We start from the raw sequence: 22,357 nt of genomic DNA on the forward strand, positions 1-22,357 counted from the left end.
GATTAGTTGTTCTCCTGGGCGTCCACGACGGCCACGGATGCCAGATTCACGATGTCCTTGACCTCGTCGCCGCGCTGGAGGACGTGGACAGGTTTGTTCATGCCGACGAGCATCGGCCCGATGGCCTCCGCGCCGCCGAGGCGCTGCAGTAGTTTGTACGCGATGTTCCCCGCCTCCAGATTTGGGAACACGAGTACGTTGGCCGACTTCTTCAGATCCGAGAACGAGTACGTCCCGTCGAGAATGCTCTTGACGACGGCGGTGTCGGCCTGCATCTCCCCGTCAACCGGGAAGTCCACGGTTGGGTCGGCGCGGAGCGTGCGGGCCGCGCGGCGGACCTTCGCCGTGCCCTCGTTGTCCACCGAACCGAAGTTCGAGTACGAGAGCAGGGCCGCACGCGGTTCGACGTTGAAGCGGCGTGCGAGCGTCGCCGTGTGCTTGGTAATCTCTGCGAGCACTTCTTCGGTTGGGTCCAGATTGACCGTGGTGTCCACGCAGAAGATGACGCGGTTCTTGAACGTGAGCATGTACACCCCGGCGGCGTAGTTGGCGTCTTCTGCCGTGCCGATGACCTGCAGCGGCGGGCGCAGCGCGGAGGGGTAGTGGTGGGTGAGGCCGGTGAGCATCGCGTCGGCGTCGCCCATCTCGACCATCACGCTGCCGAGGTAGTTGCCGTCGGCGATGAGTTCGTCCGCCTCACGCCGGGTGACGCCCTTGCGCCGACGCAGTTCGTAGAGACGCTCTGCGTACGGTTTCAGGTTGCTCTCGTCTGGGTCCACGATTTCGGGTTCGAATTCGAGACCGAGACGCTGGGCGGTCTGCCAGATTTCCTCCTGACTGCCGATGAGGATTGGCTCCGCGATGCCCTGCTCGACGAGCTGGTAGGCCGCACGCACCATCTTCTCGTCGTCGCCTTCTGCGAGGACGACGCGCTTTGGGTCGAGTTTCGCCTTGTTGAGGACGACGCGCATCATCTCGCGGGACTTCCCGAGGCGCGCTTCGAGTTTCTCGACGTAGCGGTCGATGTCGAGGTCGATGCGAGCGGCGTCGCTCTTGATGGCCGCTTTCGCGACGGCCGGAGCCACCTCGAACAGCACGCGCGGGTCGACCGGTTTCGGAATGATGTAATCCGGGCCGAACTGAATCGGCTGGTCGCCGTAGGCCTTGACCACGGCGTCGGGGACGTCCTGTCGGGCGAGGCGGGCGAGGGCTTCTGCGGCGGCGACCTTCATCTCCTCGTTGATCTCGCTGGCGCGCACATCGAGTGCGCCCCGGAAGATGAAGGGGAACCCGAGGACGTTGTTCACCTGATTCGGGTAGTCAGAGCGGCCCGTCGCCATAATCACCGTGTCCTGTCGGGCGTCTTTGGCGTCCTCGTAGGTGATTTCTGGGTCGGGGTTCGCCATCGCGAAGATGACAGGGTCGTTCGCCATCGACCGAACCATATCTTGGCTCACGATGCCGGCGACCGAGAGGCCGACGAACACGTCTGCGCCTTCCATCGCGTCGGCGAGGTCGCCCTCGGGGATGTCGCGGGCGAATTGGCGTTTGTACTGGTTCACCTCGCCTGCCTCGGCACGTTGTTCGGTGATGATGCCCGAGGAATCGCACATGGTGATGTTCTCTTTTTTTGCGCCGAGTGAGACGTAGAACCGGGCGGTTGCGATGGCGCTCGCCCCAGCCCCGGAAAACACGATGTCGAGTTTGTCGATGTCCTTGCCCACCACGTCCGTCGCGTTGAGCAGGGCGGCCCCAGAGATGATGGCCGTCCCGTGCTGGTCGTCGTGGAACACGGGGATGTTCATCTCCTTTCGCAGGCGCTCCTCGATGGTGAAACACTCGGGGGCCTTGATGTCCTCTAAGTTGATGCCCCCGAACGTCGGTTCCATCGCCTTCGTCGCGGCGATGATGGCCTCCGGGTCATCGAGGTCGAGTTCGATGTCGAAGACGTCGATGTCGGCGAACCGCTTGAACAGGACGCCCTTGCCCTCCATCACCGGTTTCGAGGCCTGTGCGCCGATGTCCCCAAGGCCGAGCACCGCAGACCCGTTCGACACCACGCCCACCATGTTCCCCTTCGCGGTGTAGGTGTAGGCGTCGTCGGGATTTTTCTCGATTTCGAGACACGGTGCGGCCACCCCGGGCGAGTACGCGAGGCTCAGGTCGCGTTGGGTGTTCGTTGGCTTTGTCGTCGAAATCTCCAGTTTGCCTGGCGGGTCGCGCTTGTGGTATGCGAGAGAATCCTCATCAAGTCCCATGGGTGTACTCCCGCAGGGTTCCCTAAAAAGCTATGCGAAGTCAGAGTTCGACGACTGTCGAAAACAGGGTGTGCCGCGGCAAACCTTACGCGAATCGGTCGTCGGTCGTGTCGCTATCGTCACCGTTCACGTCGCCCAGCGATTCTTCGTCATCCATCGGTCCGACTTCGTCCGTCGATTCATCTTCGGCCCGCACGGCCCGCCGCTGGGCCGGGATGAGGTCGAACTCGCCGTAAGAGTCGCCGAGCACGAACAGCGCGTAGTACCGGAAGAACACGGCAAATGGCACCTGCACGAACAGGATGTAGAGCAACACCAGCAGTCCGAGCGGAATGGCCAGGATGACGAGGAAGGCGAGCACTGCGGTGCTCAGGCCACCTGCCGCCGTGAATATCCCGAAGCCGAGTAGTGCCGCGATGCCGAGTACGGGCAACAATACGACGGCGAGTGCGATGGCGGCGAGGATGCCCGCAGCAAAACCGAGCAACCACCGGAGAATAACGAAGAGACCGTACTGCTTCCACTGAGCACGAAGAATTGGCCAGAAACGCCGCCACCCGGCGATTACGCCGAGGTCTTCGCGCATCATCACGGGGACGACGAAGTCCGTGGTGAGCGTGAGCCCGATACCGAGCAAGAGCGCGATGATGAGCAAGAACGGAATCAGGAGGATGAGAAACAGCGGCGAGAAGGCGAAGATGAACACTGCGCCGATTGCGAGAAACGGCGCGAGGATGAGCAAGACGAGGACGAGGGTGAACACGAACAGGCGCACGCCCTTTCCGAACCAGCGGTTGAACGGTCCGCGGATGCGGACTTCCTCGCTTCGCACGGCGTCCACGAAGACGAACTGGAAGACGGAACTCAACACTCCGAACAGAAGCGCGAGTAACCCGACGACGACGCCGATGACGAGCACGATGGCGAGAATGTCACCCTGCCCGTCGATGGGTGGAATCTCGCCGCCCGGTGTGTCTCCGGCTGGAACCGAGAAGTTCGTGCCACCCCCACCGCCGCTGACGCCGCCGATGAAGAAGACGATGAGCGCGAGTTTGAGCCACTTGCGGAAGTCGAACGGAAAGAGGAACTCTCGAGTCGCCTGAATGGAGTCCTCGATCCCGTCGATAGCGTACCACGACATGTCAGGTGAATCAAAAGTCACGCAGGGGTAAGAAGCTACCCCTGACCCGACTCGGACACATCTAAGTACTACCGGGACTGAGTTCCGACCAATGAACCTCCGTTACCGGCATCTGGCCGCCGTTACGGCGGGGCTGACCTACCTCCTCATCCTACTTGGGGTGTACACGAGTCTGATGGGCGCAGGAGCATCGTGCAGTTTGCAGTGGCCACTCTGTGACGGCGGCTTCCTGCCCCAGACCGCCGCCGGCTGGATCGAGTGGACCCACCGACTGGTCGCGATGATAACCGGCTTCTTCATCCTCGGGACGGCCTACGGCGCGTGGAAGCACAAATCCGACCCACGCCTGAAGAAGGCCACCGCCGTCGCGACGGTGTTTCTCCCGACGCAGATTCTGCTCGGCGCAGTCACGGTGAAGGGCTACATCTGGTTCGGCAACATCCAGCACCTCGTCGTGCTCGCCCACCACGGAACGGCGATGATTATCTTCGCCGCAACCGTGGCCACGACGGCCTGGGCCTATTCGGCTGACAGGAGCGAGAAAACCACGGTTCCGTCACGCAATTCTGCCCCTGCAGACGACTAACATCACGAAACGTTATTATCTGTCAGGTGGCCTTTTTACTGCATGGACCGCAAGGTAGCTGCTGACATGGATCGCCGCGCATATCTGAAACTCGTCGGAGCCGGCGGAGCCGCCGGAATGATGGGTCTCGCTGGCTGTACCGGTGGCGGTGGGGACGGCACCCCGACCACGACCACGACCGAAGACGGTGGCAACGGAACCACGACCACTGGTGACGGAAACGGCGACGTGACGACTATTACGCCCGGCACCGCGCCCGGATTCGCCCCCTTCGAGTTCAAGCAAGGCGACGAACTGGTCGGCTTCGACATCGACCTGACCGCGGCCGTCGTGGAGAACATGGACGGCTACGAACTCGGTGAGTGGCAGGAGTTCGAGTTCGCGTCGCTCATCCCCGCGCTCACGAGCGAGAACATCGACCTCATCGCCGCCGCGATGACGATAAACGACGAACGTAAACAGACGATTGCGTTCTCCGACCCCTACTACGAGGCAGACCAGTCGGTGCTCGTCGCCGCTGGCGGTGACTTCTCGCCGTCCTCGCTCGACGACCTGAACGGCCACCCGGTCGGGGCACAGAAGGGGACCACTGGCGAATCCATCGTTCAGGAACAGGTTCCGGACGCAACCTACCGCGGCTACGACAACTACGTCCTCGCGGTGCGTGACCTCGAGAACGGCAACGTAGACGCCGTCGTGCTCGACAAGCCGGTCGCCGAAAACTTCGCCTCGAACTCCAACGTCGAAGTCGCGTTCGTCGAGGAAACCGGCGAACAGTACGGCCTTGGTGTGCGCCAGGATTCAGACTTCCTCGACGCGCTCAATCAGGCGCTCGCCACCGTGCAGGACGACGGCACCTACGACGAACTCGTGAACAAGTGGTTCGGACAGGAATAAGCCAGTAGATGACAGCCACAGCCCCTATCTTGCAGGCGAGTGACTGGGCGTTCATCGCCGAGAACGCCGAGTTTATCATCGATGGGCTGGTGGTCACGATTCTGCTTACACTTTCGAGTATCACACTCGGGTTCCTCATCGGTTTTCCAGCTGGAGCCATCGAAGTGTACGGAAGCGGCCCGCTCAAGTGGGCCGTCGAGACGGCGGGTGTCGTCATTCGCGGCATCCCAATCGTCGTCATCCTCGTGTACATTTTCTTCGTGCTCTCGCTGAGTAACGACCCCTTCTGGGCGGCGACAATCGGGCTCGGCCTCCGTGGTGGGGCATATCAGTCGCAGATTTTCCGCGGTGCGTTCCAGAGCGTGTCGACCGGACAGATGGAAGCCGCGCGGTCGATTGGCCTCTCGCGTCTGCAGGCGATTCGCCACGTCATCGTCCCGCAGGCGCTCCGTCGGAGCGTCCCCGGATTCCAGAACGAGTTCACCATCGTGCTGAAAGACACGAGTGTCGCACTCGTGGTGGGGCTCTCCGAGATGCTCACGCGCGGCCGGGACCTCTACCTCCAGCCAGAGGGTGGGTCTGCCGTGCTCGAAGTGTTCTTGACCATCAGCGCCATCTACTTCGTCCTCACGTTCGTGACCAACCGCAGCCTCGACAAACTCAACGATTACTATGCAATTCCCGGAGGGAACTCACGATGACTGACCCACTGCTTCGCGTCGAAAACATCTCTAAGTCCTACGGCGACGAGGAGGTGCTTCGCGACATTAGCTTCGAGATGGACGCCGGTGACGTCGAAGTGCTCATCGGGCCGTCAGGCAGCGGGAAGTCTACGATGCTTCGGTGTGTGAACCGCCTCACCGAAATCGACTCAGGTGCTATCTATCTGGACGGCGAGGAAGTCACCGCACCCGGCTACGACGTGAACAAACTCCGCCGCGAAGTGGGCATGGTGTTCCAGGACTTCAACCTCTTTGCCCACCTCAAAGCCCGCGAGAACATCACGCTTGGCCTGCGGAAAGTCCGCGGCATGAGCAAGGAAGAGGCGAACGAACGGGCGATGCGACACTTAGAGCAAGTCGGTCTCGCCAATCAGGCGGACTCCTACCCGGCGCAACTCTCCGGCGGGCAGAAACAGCGCGTCGGCATCGCCCGGGCGCTCGCGATGGACCCAAAACTCATGTTGTTCGACGAACCGACGAGTGCACTCGACCCCGAACTCATCGGCGAGGTGCTCGCCGTCATGCGAAAACTCGCAGAAGAGGGCATGACCATGCTCGTTGTCACCCACGAGATGAGCTTCGCGCGTGAAGTGGCCTCCGGCATCTCGTTTCTCGCCGGTGGCTCGCTCGTCGAGCGCGGCCCACCCGAACAGCTGTTCAGGAACCCGGAACACGAACGCACCCGTCAGTTCCTGAGCCGCCTCTCGACGACGGAGTCACACGGATGAGCGACGCGGCGACCCGCCGAAACCGCCGCCAACTTCTCGGGCGAACAGGCCGACTGCTCGCCCTCGCCGTTGGCGTCCTCTTCTGGGGGTGGCTCATTGCCCGCTGGCTGAACGCGTGGCTGTTCTCCGGCGTGACGGGCATCGGCCCCGACGAGCCGTTCGTCTCACCCGGCATCTTCGCTGGCCTCGCGGAGACGTTCACCTCGACGGCCGCCATGCTCGGCCCGTTCGGCGGGCCGGTGAACCTCGTCGGCGAGTTGTTCCTCTACGCCGCCCAGACGCCGCAGGGACTTCCGCAACTCGCCGGTGCGGTGTGGCTCACCATCGTCCTCACCGTCCTCGGCCTCGCGTTCGGTCTCGTCATCGCGATTCCCCTCTCGGTCGCCCGCGTCTACGGCGGCCCATTCGCTCGGGGTATTGCACTTGGCTACATCGAGTTGATTCGCGGGACGCCGCTGCTCGCACAGTTGTTCGTCCTCCACTTCGGGACGGGGCTTTCGGGTTTCATCCGCGAGTTCCCCGGCGTCGGCCAGAGCATCATCCCCGACCAGTTCGTCTGGGTGGCCATCATCGGCTTTACCATCAACAGCGCGGCGTATCAGGCCGAGTATATCCGGTCTGCGCTGCTCTCGGTCGAAGCCGGCCAGCTGACGGCGGCCAGAGCGGTCGGCCTCTCGCAACTCGAAGCGATTCGCTACGTCGTGCTTCCACAGGGGCTTCGCTTTGCGATTCCTGGCTGGTCGAACGAGTTCGTCTACCTCATCAAGTACTCCTCGCTCGCGGCGTTCATCACCGTCCCCGAACTGTTCTTCACCTCCCAGGAACTCGCAACGGTCGGCTATCAGATTACCGTCGTCTACACGCTGGCGGCGCTCATCTATCTCGCGCTCGTCCTCTCTGCGTCGAAGCTGATGGGACGGGTCGAAGCAGTCGTCTCGATTCCGGGACTTGGGCACGTCGAAGGACGAACCCACTGACCTCTTTCGTTTTAGAAGAAATCAGAGAGGCCAGACTGGGAGTCTGAACTCTCTTTCTCGCTGTCGTCGTCCGCGCTCGCTTCGTCTTCTTCGTCAGCCGTCTCCTCGTCTGCTTCCGGTTCCATCTCGGTGCGGTGTGCGCCCTCGAACGCCCCTCCCGAGTGCTCGACTGCCTGTGCTTCCTTCAGTTCTTCTGCGTCTTCGATGATGCCCTGGACCTTGTTCGTGTCCTTGCCACTGCCCGTGAGGAAGGAGAGGTGGTCTGCGTCGAGGTTGTACCGCGCTGCAACTGCCACCGTCAGGTCTCGGTTCTTGCAGTGGTAGGTCATCCCCGCGAGATACGGCAGGATGTCCCGGCGGGCGGTGCCCATCGAGACGCCGCTCGTCTCGGCGATTTTCTGGGCGATGTAGTCACGCTTGTTCCGGGTGCCCTTCGAGCGACCGAGTTTCGACCAGTAACTCGGCGGTCCGTAGCGCGTCCACCCGCCTTTCGTGCCGTTGCGCGAGGCGGCGACGCCCGCCGTCATGTTGTCGCCCGCGTAGCGCCAGTAGGAGTAGTTCTGGGTCTTGCGAACCCGCCCGAGCCAGATGTCCGCCTTTCCGAGGTGGTCGTAGGCGTCTGCGAGTTCCTCGCCCGCGTAGTCTTTGGGCATGTTGTCCTCGATCCAGTTGATGAGGTCGTCGGGCGTCTCGTCTACGTCGTAGGACTGTTTGAGCGCCTCCTCCGCGCCGAGCTTCTTGATAACGTTGTCGAGGTAGTCGAAGATGCCCGTAGACCGGTCGCGCTCGCCCGTGACGACCTTGTCCGCGGTCAGGCGGTCGGTCGATTCGGCGAGTGCCTGCAGGTCGTTTACCGCCCCACGGAGGTCGCCCTTGTTCGCCTCCGCTATCTTTTCGAGCGCCTCGTCCTCGAACTCGACGTCCTCCTTGCGACAGATGTCCCGGAGGACGGGCACGATAGAGCGCATCCGCACGTCGCGAAACTGGATGTTCTCACAGGCGTTGCGAAGCGAGTTCGACATGTCGTAGTACTCGTTGGCGATGAGCACCATGGGCTGGCTCGCTTCCTTTACGAGCCGCGTGAGCGCCCGCGCCCCGCCGCGGTCTGCGTTGCCGTGGATGTTGTCGGCTTCGTCTAAGATGATGAGTCGTCGCTCCGCCGCGCCCGTCTGGGTGAGCGTTCCGCTCTTTGCGGCCTCGCCCGCGACCCGCTCGATGACGCTCGCCGTCCGCTGGTCAGAGGCGTTGAGTTCGATGGTGTCCCACCCGAAGTCCGCGGCGAGCGCGTGGACCGCGGACGTCTTGCCGACGCCGGGACTGCCGTGGACGATGGCGGCTTTCCGGTGTGAGTCCCAGCCCTGTGCCCACTCCTTGAGTTCGGTTCTGGCACTGTCGTTGCCGCGAACTTCAGAAAGCGTCTTCGGGCGGTACTTCTCCGTCCAATCCATTGACGCAGGGTACGCGCGAGCGGCGTTTAGTGGTTGCGGAGTCCCGGTTACCCACCCGAAAAAACAGTGTCCGCGCTGTTCAGACCGCTGGCGTCGCGTCCGCGCGGAGTTGTGCGCCGAGGGCGACCCACGCCGCACCGAAGGGCGCGCCGAATGCGAGCCACGCGAGGTCGATTCCGATGACGGTTCCGAGCGCGCTCAGAGCGACGAGCCCACCGATGAACAGGGGCAGGTTGACGACGAGCAGACCCGCACCGAGGCGCGAGACGCCAGCACGCCAGAGGACGATGCCGTAACCCGTCGCGAGGATGAGCGTGGCGAACATCGCGAGTCCCCAGATAGTCCCGCCGAGCGTCGCGCCCTCCTGGGTGGGGTCGACGAGCGTCGGGGCCAGGACGTTCATCGCGCTGCCGACGATCATGGTCGCGAGCGTGAGCGTTATGAGGTAGACGAGCGCCGTCCCGACCCGACCGTACTGCTGGCTAAAGCGGGAGTGGACCGCCCAGAGGCCGACTGCGATGAGGCCGTAGGCCGTGATGGCGACGAGGCCGAGCAGCCAGTAGAGCGACCCACCCGGCGAAATCGCCGGAATCGTGTTTTCGAGATAGGTGAGCGCGTAGAGAACGCCGCCCACGATGGCCGCGAGGGCAGCGATGCGCACCCGGTCTGTCGTCCACGCGGACGACGGAAGGGTGACTGATTCGGTTTGAACCATAGTGAAACCTCTGTGCCCGACTCGGGAGTCGCGTTTCAGTACCCGACCACCGTTCGAGTCACCGTGAATATCTACCGCTCAGATAATAAACACTATTCTCGATTTTTGACCCGATACGGGAGAATTCGGCGTTTTCGGGGGCTAGCGCCTGTCCTGAGCGCGTCGCGTCCACTCCACCCGAGCGAGTTACGCGTTCTCCCGGTCGACGTGAATTTCGTGGGCCTCCACGTCTTCTAACGCGGCGACCTGTCCGCCCACTTCGACGGGGCCGTCTGCGGTTTCGACCACGAGGTGTGCCGTCTTTCGGCTGTCTCCGAACGACGCTTCGACGACGGTTCCCTCGACGAGGCGGCTCTTCCCGGATTCGACGTCCCGGCCGCGAATCGTTGCGTAGAACGTCTCGTCGCGACCCAGCAGGTCGCTCACGCAGCGACGAATCGTGGCGTACCGGCGGGGGAAGGGCCGGTCTTCTGCCTGTTCAGCGACGGGTTCTGCCGTCGTCCACAGGAGCGTGTTGAAAAAGCCAGAGACGAGGAAGCCGAGTGCAGAGCGGTTGAAGATGACGCCGTAGCGGTCTGCGTCCTGCCCATCGGTGAGCGCTTCGCGCGGGGCGTACACTGAATAGTTGCCGTCGGCGACGGCGATGATTGGCGTCGTGATGCCGCTTCGGGCCTGCACCGTCGTCGCCACCGAATTGTAGTCGTAGGACTCCGCGCTCGGTAACTCGCGACTCGGTGAGAGTAGGAGGTCGATGGTGACGCCGTCGTCGATTTTCGCGGCGAGCGCGTCCTCGAACGTCGCGAGGAGGTCGGGCGAGAGCGAGAGGATGAGTTCGTATTCGGCCGTCTGAATGACGTCTTCGAGGTAGCGGTTTATCGTCGCGCTGGATTTCACCAGTGACGCGGCCTCGGTCTGGCGTTTCGGCGCGGTATAGAGGTCTTCGAGGCCCGTCACGACGGATTCGAGCGAGGTGCGGTAGTCGGCAAACGCCTCTTCGGGGTCTATGGCGAGGACGCGAAGCGGTCTGGTCTCCTGGAGTTCGACCAGTCCGTGGTCGCTCAGCGTGCGGACGGTGTCGTAGACGCGTGGCTGGGGGATGTCCGTGTACTCAGAAATCTCCGACGCCGTCACCTCGCCGTGTTCGAGGATGGTGAGATACGCTCTCGTCTCGTACTCTCCGAAGGAGAATCGCGAGGAAAGCGCCTCTAGCGAGCGATAGAGGTCCGTGGTCATGCTATTGCGATGTTTTCGCGGCTAAATCAGTGTGTTCATTCGTGCCACGAGAGGGGTGCCGGCTATCGGTCTGCGACCGGAATGACCTCTACCAGCGAGTGGATTGGCACGTCAGCGATTTCCCCGACGCCTTCCTTGTCCACGAGGACGACGCCAGCGACGGGGGTGCCACCCGCCTCACGGACGGCCTCGATGGTCTCGCGCATCGTCGTCCCGCTCGTGATTGTGTCGTCGACGACGAAACAGCGTTCGCCTTCGACGGCGGTGAAGTTCCGTGAGAACGACCCGCTCGTCTCCGCCTCGTCGTCGTCCCACTGGTGTTTCGCCGGGGCGTAGGCGGCGAGCGACGTCTCCAGTTGTTGGGCGACGGCCGTTCCGAGGGGAACGCCGGCCTTTTCGATGCCCACCGTGACTGTGGCGTCCGCGGCCTCCGTGGCGAGGACGTTTGCCATCGCGGCGCTCACCTGCGATAGGCGGGTGTTGTGCTGGCCGATGGTGCTCCAGTCGACGTGCACGTCGTCCGCGCCGGTCGATTCTGGGGTTGGCTGCTCGTCGGTCGCACTTCGGGAGACGAGCCAACTGGCCGTCCGCCGCGAGACGTTCAGTTCGTCTGCGATTTCGCCCTTCGAGAGGCCGTTTTCGGTCAACTGCGCTGCGTTTTCGATGAGGTCGTCGATGTTCTTCATAGCTGGTCGAATTCGATTGCGGTCTTGATGGTTCGTTCGTCGGTTCGGAAGGCCTTCTCGTACGAGTCGAGGTCGTACACGCCGGTGACGAGGTCTGAGCAGAACCACTCGGGGAGCGAATCGAGCGTCTCGGTTGCGGCTTCGAAGTGCTGACGGCCCGAGTTCACGCTTCCGACGAGCGCCTTGTTCTGGAGGACGAACTCGCGGTGAAGGTCGCTCCCGGCGACTTCGAAGTCCCAGCCGCCGGCGGGGACGCCGAGGAGCGCGCCGACGCCGTTGGGCGCGAGCGCCTCGATGGTCTCGAAGGCGTGTTTGGCGTAGCCGGTCGCCTCGTAGACGAGGTCCATCGCCTCGTACGCGCGCGGAATCTCGGAAACTGGTGTCTCTCGCGAGTCGATGTAGGTCGCCCCCAGTTTCTCGATGATGTCGATAGTCGGGTCCGGCCGGTCGCGCTTGCCGAGGCAGTAGGTCGAATCGTAGTCAGAGAGCATCGCGAGCGTGAGCAGGCCGAGCGACCCATTCCCGAGGACGAGAGCGCTCTCCGGAGTCCATTCGAACGACGCGCGAGACGCGGCGGCGAGTTCCAGCGCCTTCTCGGTGATGCTAATCGGTTCGACGAGGAAGCCAAATTCGGCGAGATGGTCGGGGATGGGAACGAGGTATTCGACGTGACTCGTGAAGTATTCGGCCATGAAGCCGTCGCCGCCGTCGATGCCGCGTTCTACGTACTCCCCGGGTGGGGCCATGTCGGCCTCGCCGCGGTCGAAGTAGGCGTTCGACTCGCCGACTGCGGGCGGGCGGCGCACGGTCGGGACCACCACGTCACCGGCCGAGAGGGCGGCGTCTTCGGGGGCCGTTTCGACCACGCCGACGGCCTCGTGGCCGAGGACGAGCGAATCGGCTCCGGCCGGGAAGCCGCCGTGGCCACCGCTCAGCACCTCATGGTCGGTGCCGTCTACGCCCACGCGGAGGGTCCGGACGAGTGCCTCGCCGGGCCCAGCCTCCGGTTTTGGCCGCTCTACCAGCCTCGGTCGTTGTTCCCCTTTGCGAACGGCGATGGCGTGCATGGGAACGTGTAGGACCCCCAGGGATAAAATATTTATTCTATTCCGAGTAAGTATTTTCCACGCCGAAAGCTGGATGATGGCGACAACCGTGCGCCTATATAGCACGACACAGAACTCATGACAGACCATCGACCGCACGCCGGAGATTTACAAATGGAACGCTACGACAGACTGTACGACCTCTACGACCGCGTCGATACCGCGACCCTGCGGGCCTATCAGGAGTTCGTCGACCTGTTCCCGATGGTCGATTCGATGGTCGCCCTCGAATACTGGGAGGAGGCCCAGGAGGAACTCACTGACCGGAAATCGAAGATTAGCGAGACGTATCCCGAGGGTGAAACCTTCGCGGAAATCGCCGCCTACGCAGAGCGCGAACAGGCGTTTACCGCCCTCGACCTCTTCAACAAGTACGAACGCGGCGTGAACGTACTCGTCCTCGACGTAGACGAGACGCTCCGCAGCGCGGGCGAGACGGACAACGAGATTCCCCGCGAAACGCTCCACGTGCTCACCGAGTTCTACGAACGCGGCGTCCCCATCGTCATCTGCACGGGCCAGACCTTAGAGAACGTGAAAGGATTCATGATCCAGGGTCTGGGCAACGAACTCGTCCACTCGGGCGATTTCAGCATCGTCTACGAGGGCGGCACGGGCGTCTTCACGCCGGGCCACGGGGCGGACACGAAGCAGTTGCTGTACGAGGATTTAGACGCAGCCATCACCAGCGTGTTCGACGAGGTTCTCACCCGAGTGCTGCCCGAGGCCCCAGAGCGGCTCCGGCGTGGTTGTCACCTGCAGGGCAACGAGTTCAACGTCACCCTCAAACCGAACTACGACATCGGGAGCGACCAGGCCGTCGAAATCATCGACGAGGCACTCGTCTACCTGCTCGACCTGCTCGGAGAGGCGACGGCTGGCGAGGCGGGCAGCGAGTGGGCACGTGCCTACTACGCCGACGCCGACCCGGAGATTCACGAGGTGCTCGCCGCCCACGACGCACTCGTCGAGAGAGACCCGGCGGATGCCCCCGCCGAGGTGCGCGAAACGCTCGACCGAATCGACGTCGGTTACTACGAGGGCGACGCCGTCGAAATCGTGAGCCGCGAGCTGAACAAGGTAACCGGTGTCCGCGCCGCCTTCGACGTGCTCTCGGTGGACGACCCGTTCGCCCTCGTGATGGGCGACAGCAAGAGCGACCTCCGGGTGATGGAGTGGGTGGCAGACAACGACTGTGGCATCGCCGCCGCACCCGAACACGCCTCAGAGCGCGTTCTCGACCACGTTAGGCAAACGGACGAACTCGTCTTCCCCGAAGGCGTCGCCGGCGACATCCTCTGGACCGTCCACGCACTGAACCGACTCGCAGCGTAACCGACCGATACCATGCACGAACACGAACGACGAACCGAATCAGGAGACCCACTGGGCCTCCACGGGGTCGTACCACCGACGGTCACGGCCTTCCACGACGACGAATCGCTCGACGAACAGACAACTGCCGCCCACGCCCGCTACGTCGTCGACCGCGGCGCACACGGCGTGTTCCCTCTCGGGACGAACGGCGAGTTCCCGCTGCTCACTCCCGACGAACGGGAACGGGCGCTCGACGCCGTCGTCACGGAAGTCGGCGGCGACGTGCCGGTCATCGCAGGCGTCGGCGCACCGAGCACCCGCGAAACCGTCCAGAACGCCCGGGCGGCCGCGGATGTGGGCACAGACGCCCTCGTCGTCGTCACGCCCTTCTACTTCCCGCTCGACCACGACGCGGCGGTGACCCACTACCGACGAGTCGCAGAAGCCACCGACCTCCCGGTGTACATCTACCACATCCCCGGGCGGACCGGAAACGCGCTGTCGCTCGACACCCTCGCCGACCTCGCGTCCATCGAGAACGTCGCCGGCCTCAAGGATTCGAGCAAGGACGTGCCGTGGCTCACGCAGGCCATCGACGCGAACCCGAACCTCACGTTCTTCGTCGGGTCTGACTCCCTGCTGTTCTCGGGGCTCTCACTGGGCTGCCACGGGATGGTGAGCGCCGTGGCGAACGTCTTCCCGGAACTCGTCTGCGACCTCTACGACGCCCACGAAGCGGGCGACCTGTCCCGGTCGCGCGACCTCCAGCGCACCGTCTTCGGCGTCCGGCGGGCGCTCAAGTCCGGCCCGTACATGGCGGGCGTAAAGACGGCCCTCCGCCTTCGCGGCTTCGACGCCGGGCCGCTTCGCTCGCCGCTTCGCACCATGGACGACGCCCAGCAGGCGTCGCTCGAATCGAAACTTTCCGAACTCGAACTGCTGTAACCGAGACAAATGACACGAGACTACGCAACACTGCACGACCCGAACTCAGAATACACGATGCGCGAACTCTCATCGGCGACGATGGGGCTCGCGAACGACCGCGGCCCGCGCGACGTCGAAATCACGGACGTTCAGACCACGATGGTCGACGGCAACTTCCCGTGGACGCTCGTCCGCATCTACACCGACGCGGGCGTCGTCGGCACGGGCGAAGCTTACTGGGGCGCGGGCGTCCCCGAACTCGTCGAACGCATGACGCCGTTCGTCGTTGGCGAGAACCCACTCGACATCGACCGCCTCTTCGAGCATCTCGTCCAGAAGATGTCTGGCGAAGGGTCGCTCAGCGGCGTGACCGTCACTGCCATCTCCGGCATCGAAATCGCCCTGCACGACCTCGCGGGCAAACTGCTCGACGTGCCAGCCTACCAGTTGCTCGGCGGCAAGTACCGCGACGAAGTGCGCGTCTACTGTGATTGCCACGCGGGCGACGAGAGCGAACCCGAGAGCAACGCCGCGGAGGCAGAACGCGTCGTCGACGAACTCGGATACGACGCGCTGAAGTTCGACCTCGACGTGCCCTCCGGCCACGAGAAAGACCGCGCGAACCGCCACCTTCGCGGGCCGGAAGTCGAGCACAAGGCCGAAATCGTCCGTGCCGTGACCGAGCGAATCGGCGACCGCGCCGATGTGGCCTTCGACTGCCACTGGACGTTCTCGGGCGGGAGCGCAAAGCGCCTCGCTCGCGCCGTCGAGGACTGCGACATCTGGTGGCTCGAAGACCCCGTCCCACCGGAGAACCACGACGTCCAGCGCGAAGTCACCCAGTCCACGACGACGCCAATCGCCGCCGGCGAGAACGTCTACCGCAAGCACGGCCACCGCCGACTCTTAGAGGAGCAGGCGGTGGACATCATCGCCCCCGACCTGCCGAAGGTTGGCGGGATGCGCGAAACGCGGAAGATTGCGGACATGGCCGACACCTACTACGTGCCCGTCGCCATGCACAACGTCTCCTCGCCCGTCGCGACGATGGCGAGCGCGCAGGTCGGGGCGGCCATCCCGAACTCGCTGGCCGTCGAGTTCCACTCCTACCAGCTCGGCTGGTGGTCGGACCTCGTCGAGGAGACGGTCATCAGCGACGGCCGCATCGAGATTCCAGAACGACCCGGCCTCGGCCTCACCCTCGACCTCGATACCGTCGAGGAACACATGGTCGAGGGTGAGACCCTCTTCGACGAAGCATGAGCGACCTCGTGACGTTCGGCGAGACGATGCTCCGTCTCTCACCGACGCCCGGCGACCGCCTCGAAACCGCAGACTCGCTCGACATGCGAATCGGCGGCGCAGAGAGCAACGTCGCCGTGACGGCCCAGCGCCTCGGCCTGGATTCGACGTGGCAGTCCGGACTCCCGGACTCCCCGCTCGGCCGGCGAGTCGTCAACGAGTTGCGCCAGCACGGCCTCGCCGTGGACATCTCGTGGCAGACCAGCGAGGCTGCGAGACAGGGTCTTTACTTCATCGAACCCGGCGGCGCACCTCGCGGCACGGACGTCATCTACGACCGCAAAAACGCCGCCGTGACCACGGTGACGACGGACGACATCGACGTAGACAGTATCCGTGGGGCGAAGGCGTTCTACACGAGCGGTATCACGCCAGCGCTCTCGGACACCCTGCGTGAGACCACCGCCGAACTGCTCGACGCCGCACAGGCGGCGAACACGACGACGGCGTTCGACCTGAACTACCGGTCGAAACTCTGGACGCCCGCAGAAGCGAAGGAGGCGTTCGACGACCTCCTCCCGAAAGTGGACGTGCTCGTCGCGGCAAAACGCGATGCGGCGACCGTCCTCGGGTTCGAGGGTGATGCAGAAACCGTCGCCCGCGACCTTACAGCGGCGTACGATTTCGAGACGGTCGTGGTCACCCGCGGCGAGGAGGGCGCACTCGCCATCGCAGACGGCGAGGTTTTCGAACAACCCGTCTACGAGGCGGACACGCTCGACCCAATCGGGACGGGCGACGCCTTCGTCGGCGGCCTGCTCACGAAACTCGTCGAAGGCGAGTCGGTAGCAGGCGGCCTCGCGTTCGGGGCGGCCGCCGCGGCGCTCAAACGAACCATCAGCGGAGACGTGGCCGCCATCACCCGCGCCGAGGTCGAACGCGTCATCGACGCGGGTGCGGCGGACATCTCTCGATAAGTCAGACGTCGCCGATTTCGGGGTTCCAGACGGGAGTTTTTGGGGCTTCGAGCCGTTCGATTTTCTCGTCGCTCAGGGACACTTCGAGTGCGTTCACACTCTCTTCTAGGTGCTGGACGGTTCGCGGTCCGATAATGGGCGCATCGACCACTTCCTTGTGCAACAACCACGCGAGGCTGACCTGCGATTCCGTCACGCCCTTCTCTTCGGCCACGGTCCGTACTTCGTCCAGTACGGTCCAGTTCTCCTCGGTGAATCGCTTTTGCATGAACTCGTCGCCAGCGGCCCGTCCCTCGGTGACATCTGCACCTCGTTCGTACTTCCCAGTGAGGAATCCTCCGGCCAGCGGTGACCACGGGACGACGCCAATACCTTCACTCCGACAGGTCGGGAGCACGTTCGCTTCTTCGTGGCGGTCGACGAGGTTGTACTCTGCCTGCATCGAGACGAACCGCTCGAAGTTGTTCAGGTCACTCTCGTAGAGTGCTTTCGTGAATTTCCAGGCGGGCATCGTACTCGCACCCACGTACCGGACTTTGCCCTGGCTGACGAGGGTATCGAGTGCCGAGAGCGTCTCCGTGATGGGCGTCTCGTCGTCCCAGCGGTGAATCTGGTAGAGGTCGATGTAGTCGGTTCCGAGACGGTCGAGACTGGCTTCGACCTGTTCTAAAATGTGGCGGCGCGAGAGGCCCTGCCCGTTCGGTCTGTCGGCCACCTTGCTAAACACTTTCGTCGCGAGGACCACCTCGTCACGACGACCAGACAGTGCCTCGCCGACGATTTCCTCGCTCTCGCCGTGTGAGTAGACGTTCGCCGTATCGAGGAAGTTGATGCCGAGTTCGAGGGCACGGTCGATTACGTCGTGGCTCTGTTCGTGGTTGTTTATCATCCACGGTTGACCAGACCCGAAGTTCATGCACCCGAGGCACAGTCTCGAAACTTCGAGTCCGGTTTCACCGAGCGTCGTGTATTCCATCGCACTCATACAAATTACACTACTCTTGGACGAGTAAAAATTATAGGTTACTTCTGCTGTCAGCGACGACGGTTCTGGAACACTCGAACTGCCTCGCGGGTCGGCAACGCGGTAATCGCGCCGGGTTCCGTCGTCGTGAGGGCGGCAACGGCGTTCGCGAATTCGAGTACCGACTCCGGCGCGGTTTCGCCACGCGCTAACTGCGACAGCACGCCCGCGACGAAGGCGTCGCCAGCGCCGGTCGTATCGACCGCATTCACCGGGTAGCCAGGGTGGGTCGTGACCGTCTCGCCCCACGGCGCGTCGGCCGTCGAGACGACGCGAGAGCCACCTTCGCCAATCGTCAGAAATGCGGTGTGTGGCCCCGCTCGCGTGAGGTTCTTTGCTACCACCATCGGACTCTCGTCGTGAAACGCCGTCACAGTGAGGTCCTCGACGGAAGTCTTGACCACGTCTACGAGTCCGACCATGCGCTCGATGACCTGCTCGAACTCTTCGTCACTCTCCCAGAGTTCGGGGCGGTAGTTCGGGTCGAAGACGACCGAACAGTCCTGTTCACGGGCGCGTTCGACCAACCTGAAGGCGGCCGACCGTGCCGGTTCCGCAGCGAGAATGACGCCGCCGACGTACAGCCACGCGCAGTCTGCGAGCGTGTTATCGCCGACTCGCTCTTGCGGGAGAACCGTGTCTGCCGTGTGATCGCGGTAGAACGTGAAGTCGCTGCCAGCGGATTCGTCGTGGCTCACGAACGCGAGGGTCGTCTTTCGCTCCTCGTCGCGCGTCACGAACTCCGTGGGGACGCCGTTTTCTGCGAGCGTCTCCGCGAGAAACTCGCCGAACGGGTCGGTCGAGAGATTGCTGAGGAAGTACGGCGCGGTTTCCAGTTGGGAGAGGGCGATGGCGACGTTCGCGGGTGCGCCCCCGGCGCGGCGGCTAAACGATTCGACTTCACCGAGGGGGCCTGCGGATTCGGGGAGGAAATCGACGAGCGTCTCGCCCGCGACGAGGATGGTCGGCGTGGTCATGTGCTCAGACAGACACTCGTTCCCCGCGCTCGTCACTCTTCTCGATGGCGTCGAGGACGCGCTGGACGGCCAGGCCGTCGGCGAAACTCGGCGCGAACGTGCCGCCTTCCGCGACGGTCGAGAGGAACTCGTAGTTCTCGTGGATGAAGGTGTGTTCCCACCCGATGACGTGGCCGGGCGGCCACCAGGCGTCGATGTAGGGGTCGTCTTCGTCCGTGACGAGAACCGTCTCGTAGCCCCGGTTTCCCTCGCAGAGCACCTCTAACTCGTTCAATCGTTCGAGCGAGAAGCGGAGGCTTCCCGCAGAACCGTGAATCTCGATGTGGTGGTCGTTCTTGTGACCGGTAGCGAACCGAGAGGCTTCGAACGTCCCGACAGCGCCGTTCTCGAATTCGGCCTGCGCGGTGTACGCGTCGTCCACGGTGACGGGGCGCGTTTCGTCGCTGCCCTCTACAGGTCGCTCCTCGACGAACGTTTTCAGGTTTCCACTCACGCTGGCGAGGTCGCCAACGAGGAAGTGCGCGAGGTCCACGGTGTGTGCACCGAGGTCGCCGAGCGCGCCGCTGCCGGCCAGTTCCGCGTCGTTGCGCCACGACCACGGAGCCTCGGGGTCCGCGAGCCAATCTTGCAGGTAGGTCCCCCGAAAGTGACGAATCTCACCGAGTTCGCCCGCGTCGATGAGTCGCTTTGCGTACTGGATGGCCGGGACGAACCGGTAGTTGAACGCACACCCGGCGAGCGCGTCGCTGTCCGAGGCCGACGTGGCCATCGCCGTCGCGTCCGCGGTGGTCGTCGCGAGCGGTTTTTCACAGAACACGTGCGTCCCCGCGTCGAGGGCGGCGATGGAGGGTTCTGCGTGCAGGTGGTTCGGGCCGAGGTTGTAGAACACGTCCACTTCCTCGACCACGTCCCGCCAGTCGGTGGCGGTGCGAGCGAAGCCGAAGCGGTCTGCCGCCTCGGAGAGCGCCTGCTCGTCGCGCCCGACCAGCACGTCGCGTTCGATTTCGGGGGCGTCCGGGAAGAACATGGGCAGGCGAGCCAGCGCGTTCGCGTGGGCCTTGCCCATGAATCGATAGCCGAGGATGCCGATTTGGAGGCTCATTCCGCCCAGTACGCCTCGCCGGGTTGGGTCTCGAAGACGGCACGCTGGAGCACGTCGACGGCCTTTTCGAGGCCTTCGCGGGAACTCGTGAGCGCGTCTTCGTGTTCGATGCTGAGTGCGCCGTCGTAACCGACCATCCGGAGGGTGCTGACCACGTCTTTCCAGTGGGCCTCACCGTGGCCGTAACCCACGGACCGAAACAGCCACGCGCGCTCTGTCTGCTGGTCGTAGGGAGTCATGTCGAAGACGCCTTTCGTCCGGGCGTTTGCCTCGTACACCTTCGTGTCCTTGGCGTGGACGTGGTGGATGGCGTCGTCTTCGCCGAGGAATCGGATGGCCTCGGTCACGTCGATGCCCTGCCAGTAGAGGTGCGAGGGGTCGAAGTTCGCGCCGATGCGCTCGTTCGTGGCGTCACGGAGCCGTTGCATCCCGTGAGGTTCGTAGACGAGCATGTTCGGGTGCATCTCGATGGCCACGTCCACGCCCTGTTCGTCCGCGTAGTCGGCGAGGTCGGTCCAGTAAGCGATGGCGACCTCCCACTGGTAGTCGTGGGCGTCCGAGTGCTCGGTCGGCCACGGCGCGGTCACCCAGTTCGGGACCTCGTCGTTCGGGCCGCCGGCTGGCAGTCCCGAGAAGCAGGTGACGGTCCCGACGTCGAGTTGTACGGCGAGGTCGATGGCTTCGCGCAGTTCTTCGTCTGCGCGGGCCGCGTGGTCGTCGTCCGGGTGGATGGGATTGTTGTGCGTCGCGAGTGCGCTCATCCGGAGGTCGTGGTCTGCGAGGAGGCCGTGTAACTCGGCCTGTGCGTCCTCGTCGTCGAGGTACTGGTCTCGGGAGAGGTGGTCGTCGCCGGGGTTGCCACCACAGCCGAGTTCGACGGCCCCGACGCCGATGTCGGCTAAGTACGCGAGGGTGTCTGCGAGCGATTCGTCGCCGAATGGAACGGTGAGTACGCCAATATCCATGAGTGTGTACTGTGAGTAGTCGTCTGTCGATTCTTCAGTCGAGTCGGACGGCCCGCTGTTCTGCGTCAGAGCGGTAGATGCCGTCGATGATTCGCTGGACTGCGAGCGCCTGGTCGACCGTGTTTCGCTGCGGTGGGTCGCCGGTCCCCACCGCCTCCAGGAACGTACGGTCTTCTGCCTTGTGAAGGTCGATGTCGGTCGTCTCGATGGTCGAATCCGAGAAGTGGTCGATGCCGGCCCGCCCGGTCTCGAAGATTTCGAGGGCGCCGGTCTCGCGGTCGAAGTGCGCCCCGGCGTTCGAACCGTCGATGTGGAAGCCGTGATTCTTCCGCCGGTTGGTCGCCCACGCGACTTCGAGCGAGATGGTCTTGCCGTCGGCACACCGGATGAGTGCGGTAGCCGCGTCTTCGACGTCGAACCCACTCGCGCCGGCGTCTTCGCCCCACATCTCCAAGTAGGCGTAGTCGTCGCGCGACCCGAACTCGGCGTGGGTCGTGCCCGAAACTTCAACCACCTCGGGGAAGTCCAGAAAGTACATCGCGAGGTCGATGGCGTGGACGCCGATGTCGATGAGCGACCCGCCACCGGCGATTTCCTTGGTCGTGAACCACGACCCGCGTCCTGGCACGCCACGTCGGCGGACGTAGTTCGCCTCGACGTGGTTCACCTCGCCAAAGCGCCCTGCTCGCTGGTAGGATTTGAACACCTCCACGGCGGGCGCAAAGCGGTTGTTGAAGCCGACCATGCAGAAGCCGTCTGCGTCGTGGGCCGCTTGCGCGATTCGCTCTGCGCTTTCGAGCGTGTGGGCGAGTGGCTTCTCGAGGAGCACATCGTAACCGGCTTCGAGCGCCGCGACGGCGTACTTCTCGTGGTACTTGTTCGGGGTGGTGATGACGATTGCCTCTACGTCCGTGTCGATGAGTTCGACGAAACTCGCGTACGTATCGACGTCGTACTTTCGAGCGAACGACTCACGGGCGGGTTCGCTCACGTCGACGCCGGCGACGATGTTGTGGCCGAGTTCCGTGATACGCTCTGAGTGATGATTGCCGATGCCGCCGAGACCGACGATACCGACGTTTACGGGTGCTTCGATAGAGTCTGTCATGTGGGGGTGAAACGAAATTTGTTCAGTATAACTGCTGTCGTTGGTCGTCGTGCTGTGCAGGTTGGTCGTCCGCGTCGCTTTCCTCGCGCTGCCCTCGAAGGGCCAACAGCGCCGGAATGAAGCGGTTCTTCAGGTCGCGGGCGAACGAGACGATGCCGTAGGCCCAGAAGAAAAACAGGAGTGTTCCACCGGCGAGGTAGAACCACCCGGCCGTGGTCACC

22 protein-coding genes are annotated in these 22,357 nt (G+C 63.6%); 9 read left to right on the forward strand and 13 right to left on the reverse strand.

The features are described 5' to 3' along the window. Positions 1-2: 2 nt before the first annotated feature. Both P1M51_RS03410 and P1M51_RS03415 read right to left on the reverse strand, forming a co-directional pair. Positions 3-2,258 carry an NADP-dependent malic enzyme gene (locus P1M51_RS03410; protein WP_276246791.1) on the reverse strand — a complete coding sequence of 752 codons (2,256 nt, stop codon included), beginning with the start codon at positions 2,256-2,258 and terminating at the stop codon, positions 3-5. 85 nt (positions 2,259-2,343) lie between these two features. Then, complete coding sequence (locus P1M51_RS03415; protein ID WP_276246792.1) at positions 2,344-3,399, reverse strand: hypothetical protein; 1,056 nt, start codon at positions 3,397-3,399, stop codon at positions 2,344-2,346. A gap of 91 nt (positions 3,400-3,490) precedes the next feature. Between P1M51_RS03415 and P1M51_RS03420 the strand changes: the two genes are divergently transcribed. Genes P1M51_RS03420 through P1M51_RS03440 form a run of 5 tightly spaced genes read left to right on the forward strand, consistent with a single transcriptional unit; the run spans position 3,491 to position 7,309 of the window. Continuing rightward, positions 3,491-3,985: a heme A synthase gene (locus P1M51_RS03420; protein ID WP_276246793.1), complete on the forward strand. Its 495-nt coding sequence runs from the start codon at positions 3,491-3,493 to the stop codon at positions 3,983-3,985. A 42-nt stretch (positions 3,986-4,027) separates the two neighbouring features. After that, complete coding sequence (locus P1M51_RS03425) at positions 4,028-4,882, forward strand: basic amino acid ABC transporter substrate-binding protein (protein WP_276246794.1); 855 nt, start codon at positions 4,028-4,030, stop codon at positions 4,880-4,882. Between the two features lie 8 nt (positions 4,883-4,890). Continuing rightward, positions 4,891-5,583 (forward strand): amino acid ABC transporter permease, encoded by a 693-nt coding sequence (locus P1M51_RS03430; RefSeq protein ID WP_276246795.1) that lies wholly within the window; start codon positions 4,891-4,893, stop codon positions 5,581-5,583. After that, positions 5,580-6,332, forward strand: coding sequence for an amino acid ABC transporter ATP-binding protein (locus P1M51_RS03435; RefSeq protein WP_276246796.1), 753 nt, complete (start codon positions 5,580-5,582; stop codon positions 6,330-6,332). The genes P1M51_RS03430 and P1M51_RS03435 overlap by 4 nt, the downstream gene beginning before the upstream one ends. Further along, complete coding sequence (locus tag P1M51_RS03440; RefSeq protein WP_276246797.1) at positions 6,329-7,309, forward strand: amino acid ABC transporter permease; 981 nt, start codon at positions 6,329-6,331, stop codon at positions 7,307-7,309. The genes P1M51_RS03435 and P1M51_RS03440 overlap by 4 nt, the downstream gene beginning before the upstream one ends. 11 nt (positions 7,310-7,320) lie before the next feature. On the opposite strand, the gene P1M51_RS03445 is transcribed toward P1M51_RS03440, so the two are convergent. The 5 genes from P1M51_RS03445 to P1M51_RS03465 form a co-directional block, all read right to left on the reverse strand. Beyond that, entirely contained in the window at positions 7,321-8,757 is a 1,437-nt protein-coding gene (locus P1M51_RS03445; RefSeq protein ID WP_276246798.1) for a replication factor C large subunit, read from the reverse strand. A 79-nt stretch (positions 8,758-8,836) separates the two neighbouring features. Further along, entirely contained in the window at positions 8,837-9,472 is a 636-nt protein-coding gene (locus P1M51_RS03450) for a hypothetical protein (RefSeq protein ID WP_276246799.1), read from the reverse strand. A 186-nt stretch (positions 9,473-9,658) separates the two neighbouring features. Then, entirely contained in the window at positions 9,659-10,705 is a 1,047-nt protein-coding gene (locus P1M51_RS03455) for an HTH-type sugar sensing transcriptional regulator TrmB (RefSeq protein WP_276246800.1), read from the reverse strand. Between the two features lie 62 nt (positions 10,706-10,767). Beyond that, positions 10,768-11,391, reverse strand: coding sequence for a transcriptional regulator GfcR (gene gfcR, locus P1M51_RS03460; RefSeq protein WP_276246801.1), 624 nt, complete (start codon positions 11,389-11,391; stop codon positions 10,768-10,770). Next, positions 11,388-12,458 carry a glucose 1-dehydrogenase gene (locus tag P1M51_RS03465; RefSeq protein WP_276248458.1) on the reverse strand — a complete coding sequence of 357 codons (1,071 nt, stop codon included), beginning with the start codon at positions 12,456-12,458 and terminating at the stop codon, positions 11,388-11,390. The genes gfcR and P1M51_RS03465 overlap by 4 nt, the downstream gene beginning before the upstream one ends. Positions 12,459-12,611: 153 nt before the next feature. On the opposite strand from P1M51_RS03465, the gene P1M51_RS03470 reads away from it, so the two are divergent. From P1M51_RS03470 to kdgK1, 4 genes are read left to right on the forward strand one after another with little or no spacing between them, the layout of a single operon-like run. Next, a complete protein-coding gene (locus tag P1M51_RS03470; RefSeq protein ID WP_276246802.1) occupies positions 12,612-13,832 on the forward strand; it encodes an HAD hydrolase family protein in 1,221 nt (406 codons plus the stop codon). A 12-nt stretch (positions 13,833-13,844) separates the two neighbouring features. Further along, positions 13,845-14,759, forward strand: a complete 915-nt coding sequence (locus P1M51_RS03475) for a dihydrodipicolinate synthase family protein (protein WP_276246803.1) — start codon at positions 13,845-13,847, stop codon at positions 14,757-14,759. 9 nt (positions 14,760-14,768) lie between these two features. Then, complete coding sequence (locus P1M51_RS03480; protein WP_276246804.1) at positions 14,769-16,004, forward strand: mandelate racemase/muconate lactonizing enzyme family protein; 1,236 nt, start codon at positions 14,769-14,771, stop codon at positions 16,002-16,004. Beyond that, positions 16,001-16,960: a bifunctional 2-dehydro-3-deoxygluconokinase/2-dehydro-3-deoxygalactonokinase gene (gene kdgK1 / locus P1M51_RS03485; protein ID WP_276246805.1), complete on the forward strand. Its 960-nt coding sequence runs from the start codon at positions 16,001-16,003 to the stop codon at positions 16,958-16,960. The genes P1M51_RS03480 and kdgK1 overlap by 4 nt, the downstream gene beginning before the upstream one ends. A gap of 1 nt (position 16,961) precedes the next feature. Here the strand turns inward: kdgK1 and P1M51_RS03490 are convergent, their stop codons facing one another. From P1M51_RS03490 to P1M51_RS03515, 6 genes are read right to left on the reverse strand one after another with little or no spacing between them, the layout of a single operon-like run. Next, a complete protein-coding gene (locus P1M51_RS03490) occupies positions 16,962-17,936 on the reverse strand; it encodes an aldo/keto reductase (protein ID WP_369685113.1) in 975 nt (324 codons plus the stop codon). Positions 17,937-17,995: 59 nt separating this feature from the next. Next, positions 17,996-18,961 (reverse strand): carbohydrate kinase, encoded by a 966-nt coding sequence (locus P1M51_RS03495; RefSeq protein ID WP_276246806.1) that lies wholly within the window; start codon positions 18,959-18,961, stop codon positions 17,996-17,998. Between the two features lie 4 nt (positions 18,962-18,965). Continuing rightward, a complete protein-coding gene (locus P1M51_RS03500) occupies positions 18,966-20,063 on the reverse strand; it encodes a Gfo/Idh/MocA family protein (RefSeq protein ID WP_276246807.1) in 1,098 nt (365 codons plus the stop codon). Then, positions 20,060-21,028, reverse strand: coding sequence for a sugar phosphate isomerase/epimerase (locus tag P1M51_RS03505; protein ID WP_276274818.1), 969 nt, complete (start codon positions 21,026-21,028; stop codon positions 20,060-20,062). The genes P1M51_RS03500 and P1M51_RS03505 overlap by 4 nt, the downstream gene beginning before the upstream one ends. A gap of 34 nt (positions 21,029-21,062) precedes the next feature. After that, positions 21,063-22,136 (reverse strand): Gfo/Idh/MocA family protein, encoded by a 1,074-nt coding sequence (locus P1M51_RS03510; RefSeq protein ID WP_276246809.1) that lies wholly within the window; start codon positions 22,134-22,136, stop codon positions 21,063-21,065. Positions 22,137-22,158: 22 nt separating this feature from the next. After that, entirely contained in the window at positions 22,159-22,356 is a 198-nt protein-coding gene (locus P1M51_RS03515; RefSeq protein WP_276246810.1) for a hypothetical protein, read from the reverse strand. Position 22,357 lies beyond the last annotated feature (1 nt).

Source organism: Haladaptatus sp. QDMS2 (assembly GCF_029338295.1).
Lineage (GTDB): Archaea > Halobacteriota > Halobacteria > Halobacteriales > Halococcaceae > QDMS2.

Coding starts and splice junctions, on each gene's coding strand:
- P1M51_RS03410 (WP_276246791.1), bottom strand. CDS start 2,258: ATGGGACTTGATGAGGATTCTCTCGCATACCACAAGCGCGACCCGCCA.
- P1M51_RS03415 (WP_276246792.1), bottom strand. CDS start 3,399: ATGTCGTGGTACGCTATCGACGGGATCGAGGACTCCATTCAGGCGACT.
- P1M51_RS03420 (WP_276246793.1), top strand. CDS start 3,491: ATGAACCTCCGTTACCGGCATCTGGCCGCCGTTACGGCGGGGCTGACC.
- P1M51_RS03425 (WP_276246794.1), top strand. CDS start 4,028: ATGGACCGCAAGGTAGCTGCTGACATGGATCGCCGCGCATATCTGAAA.
- P1M51_RS03430 (WP_276246795.1), top strand. CDS start 4,891: ATGACAGCCACAGCCCCTATCTTGCAGGCGAGTGACTGGGCGTTCATC.
- P1M51_RS03435 (WP_276246796.1), top strand. CDS start 5,580: ATGACTGACCCACTGCTTCGCGTCGAAAACATCTCTAAGTCCTACGGC.
- P1M51_RS03440 (WP_276246797.1), top strand. CDS start 6,329: ATGAGCGACGCGGCGACCCGCCGAAACCGCCGCCAACTTCTCGGGCGA.
- P1M51_RS03445 (WP_276246798.1), bottom strand. CDS start 8,757: ATGGATTGGACGGAGAAGTACCGCCCGAAGACGCTTTCTGAAGTTCGC.
- P1M51_RS03450 (WP_276246799.1), bottom strand. CDS start 9,472: ATGGTTCAAACCGAATCAGTCACCCTTCCGTCGTCCGCGTGGACGACA.
- P1M51_RS03455 (WP_276246800.1), bottom strand. CDS start 10,705: ATGACCACGGACCTCTATCGCTCGCTAGAGGCGCTTTCCTCGCGATTC.
- gfcR (WP_276246801.1), bottom strand. CDS start 11,391: ATGAAGAACATCGACGACCTCATCGAAAACGCAGCGCAGTTGACCGAA.
- P1M51_RS03465 (WP_276248458.1), bottom strand. CDS start 12,458: ATGCACGCCATCGCCGTTCGCAAAGGGGAACAACGACCGAGGCTGGTA.
- P1M51_RS03470 (WP_276246802.1), top strand. CDS start 12,612: ATGGAACGCTACGACAGACTGTACGACCTCTACGACCGCGTCGATACC.
- P1M51_RS03475 (WP_276246803.1), top strand. CDS start 13,845: ATGCACGAACACGAACGACGAACCGAATCAGGAGACCCACTGGGCCTC.
- P1M51_RS03480 (WP_276246804.1), top strand. CDS start 14,769: ATGACACGAGACTACGCAACACTGCACGACCCGAACTCAGAATACACG.
- kdgK1 (WP_276246805.1), top strand. CDS start 16,001: ATGAGCGACCTCGTGACGTTCGGCGAGACGATGCTCCGTCTCTCACCG.
- P1M51_RS03490 (WP_369685113.1), bottom strand. CDS start 17,936: ATGGAATACACGACGCTCGGTGAAACCGGACTCGAAGTTTCGAGACTG.
- P1M51_RS03495 (WP_276246806.1), bottom strand. CDS start 18,961: ATGACCACGCCGACCATCCTCGTCGCGGGCGAGACGCTCGTCGATTTC.
- P1M51_RS03500 (WP_276246807.1), bottom strand. CDS start 20,063: ATGAGCCTCCAAATCGGCATCCTCGGCTATCGATTCATGGGCAAGGCC.
- P1M51_RS03505 (WP_276274818.1), bottom strand. CDS start 21,028: ATGGATATTGGCGTACTCACCGTTCCATTCGGCGACGAATCGCTCGCA.
- P1M51_RS03510 (WP_276246809.1), bottom strand. CDS start 22,136: ATGACAGACTCTATCGAAGCACCCGTAAACGTCGGTATCGTCGGTCTC.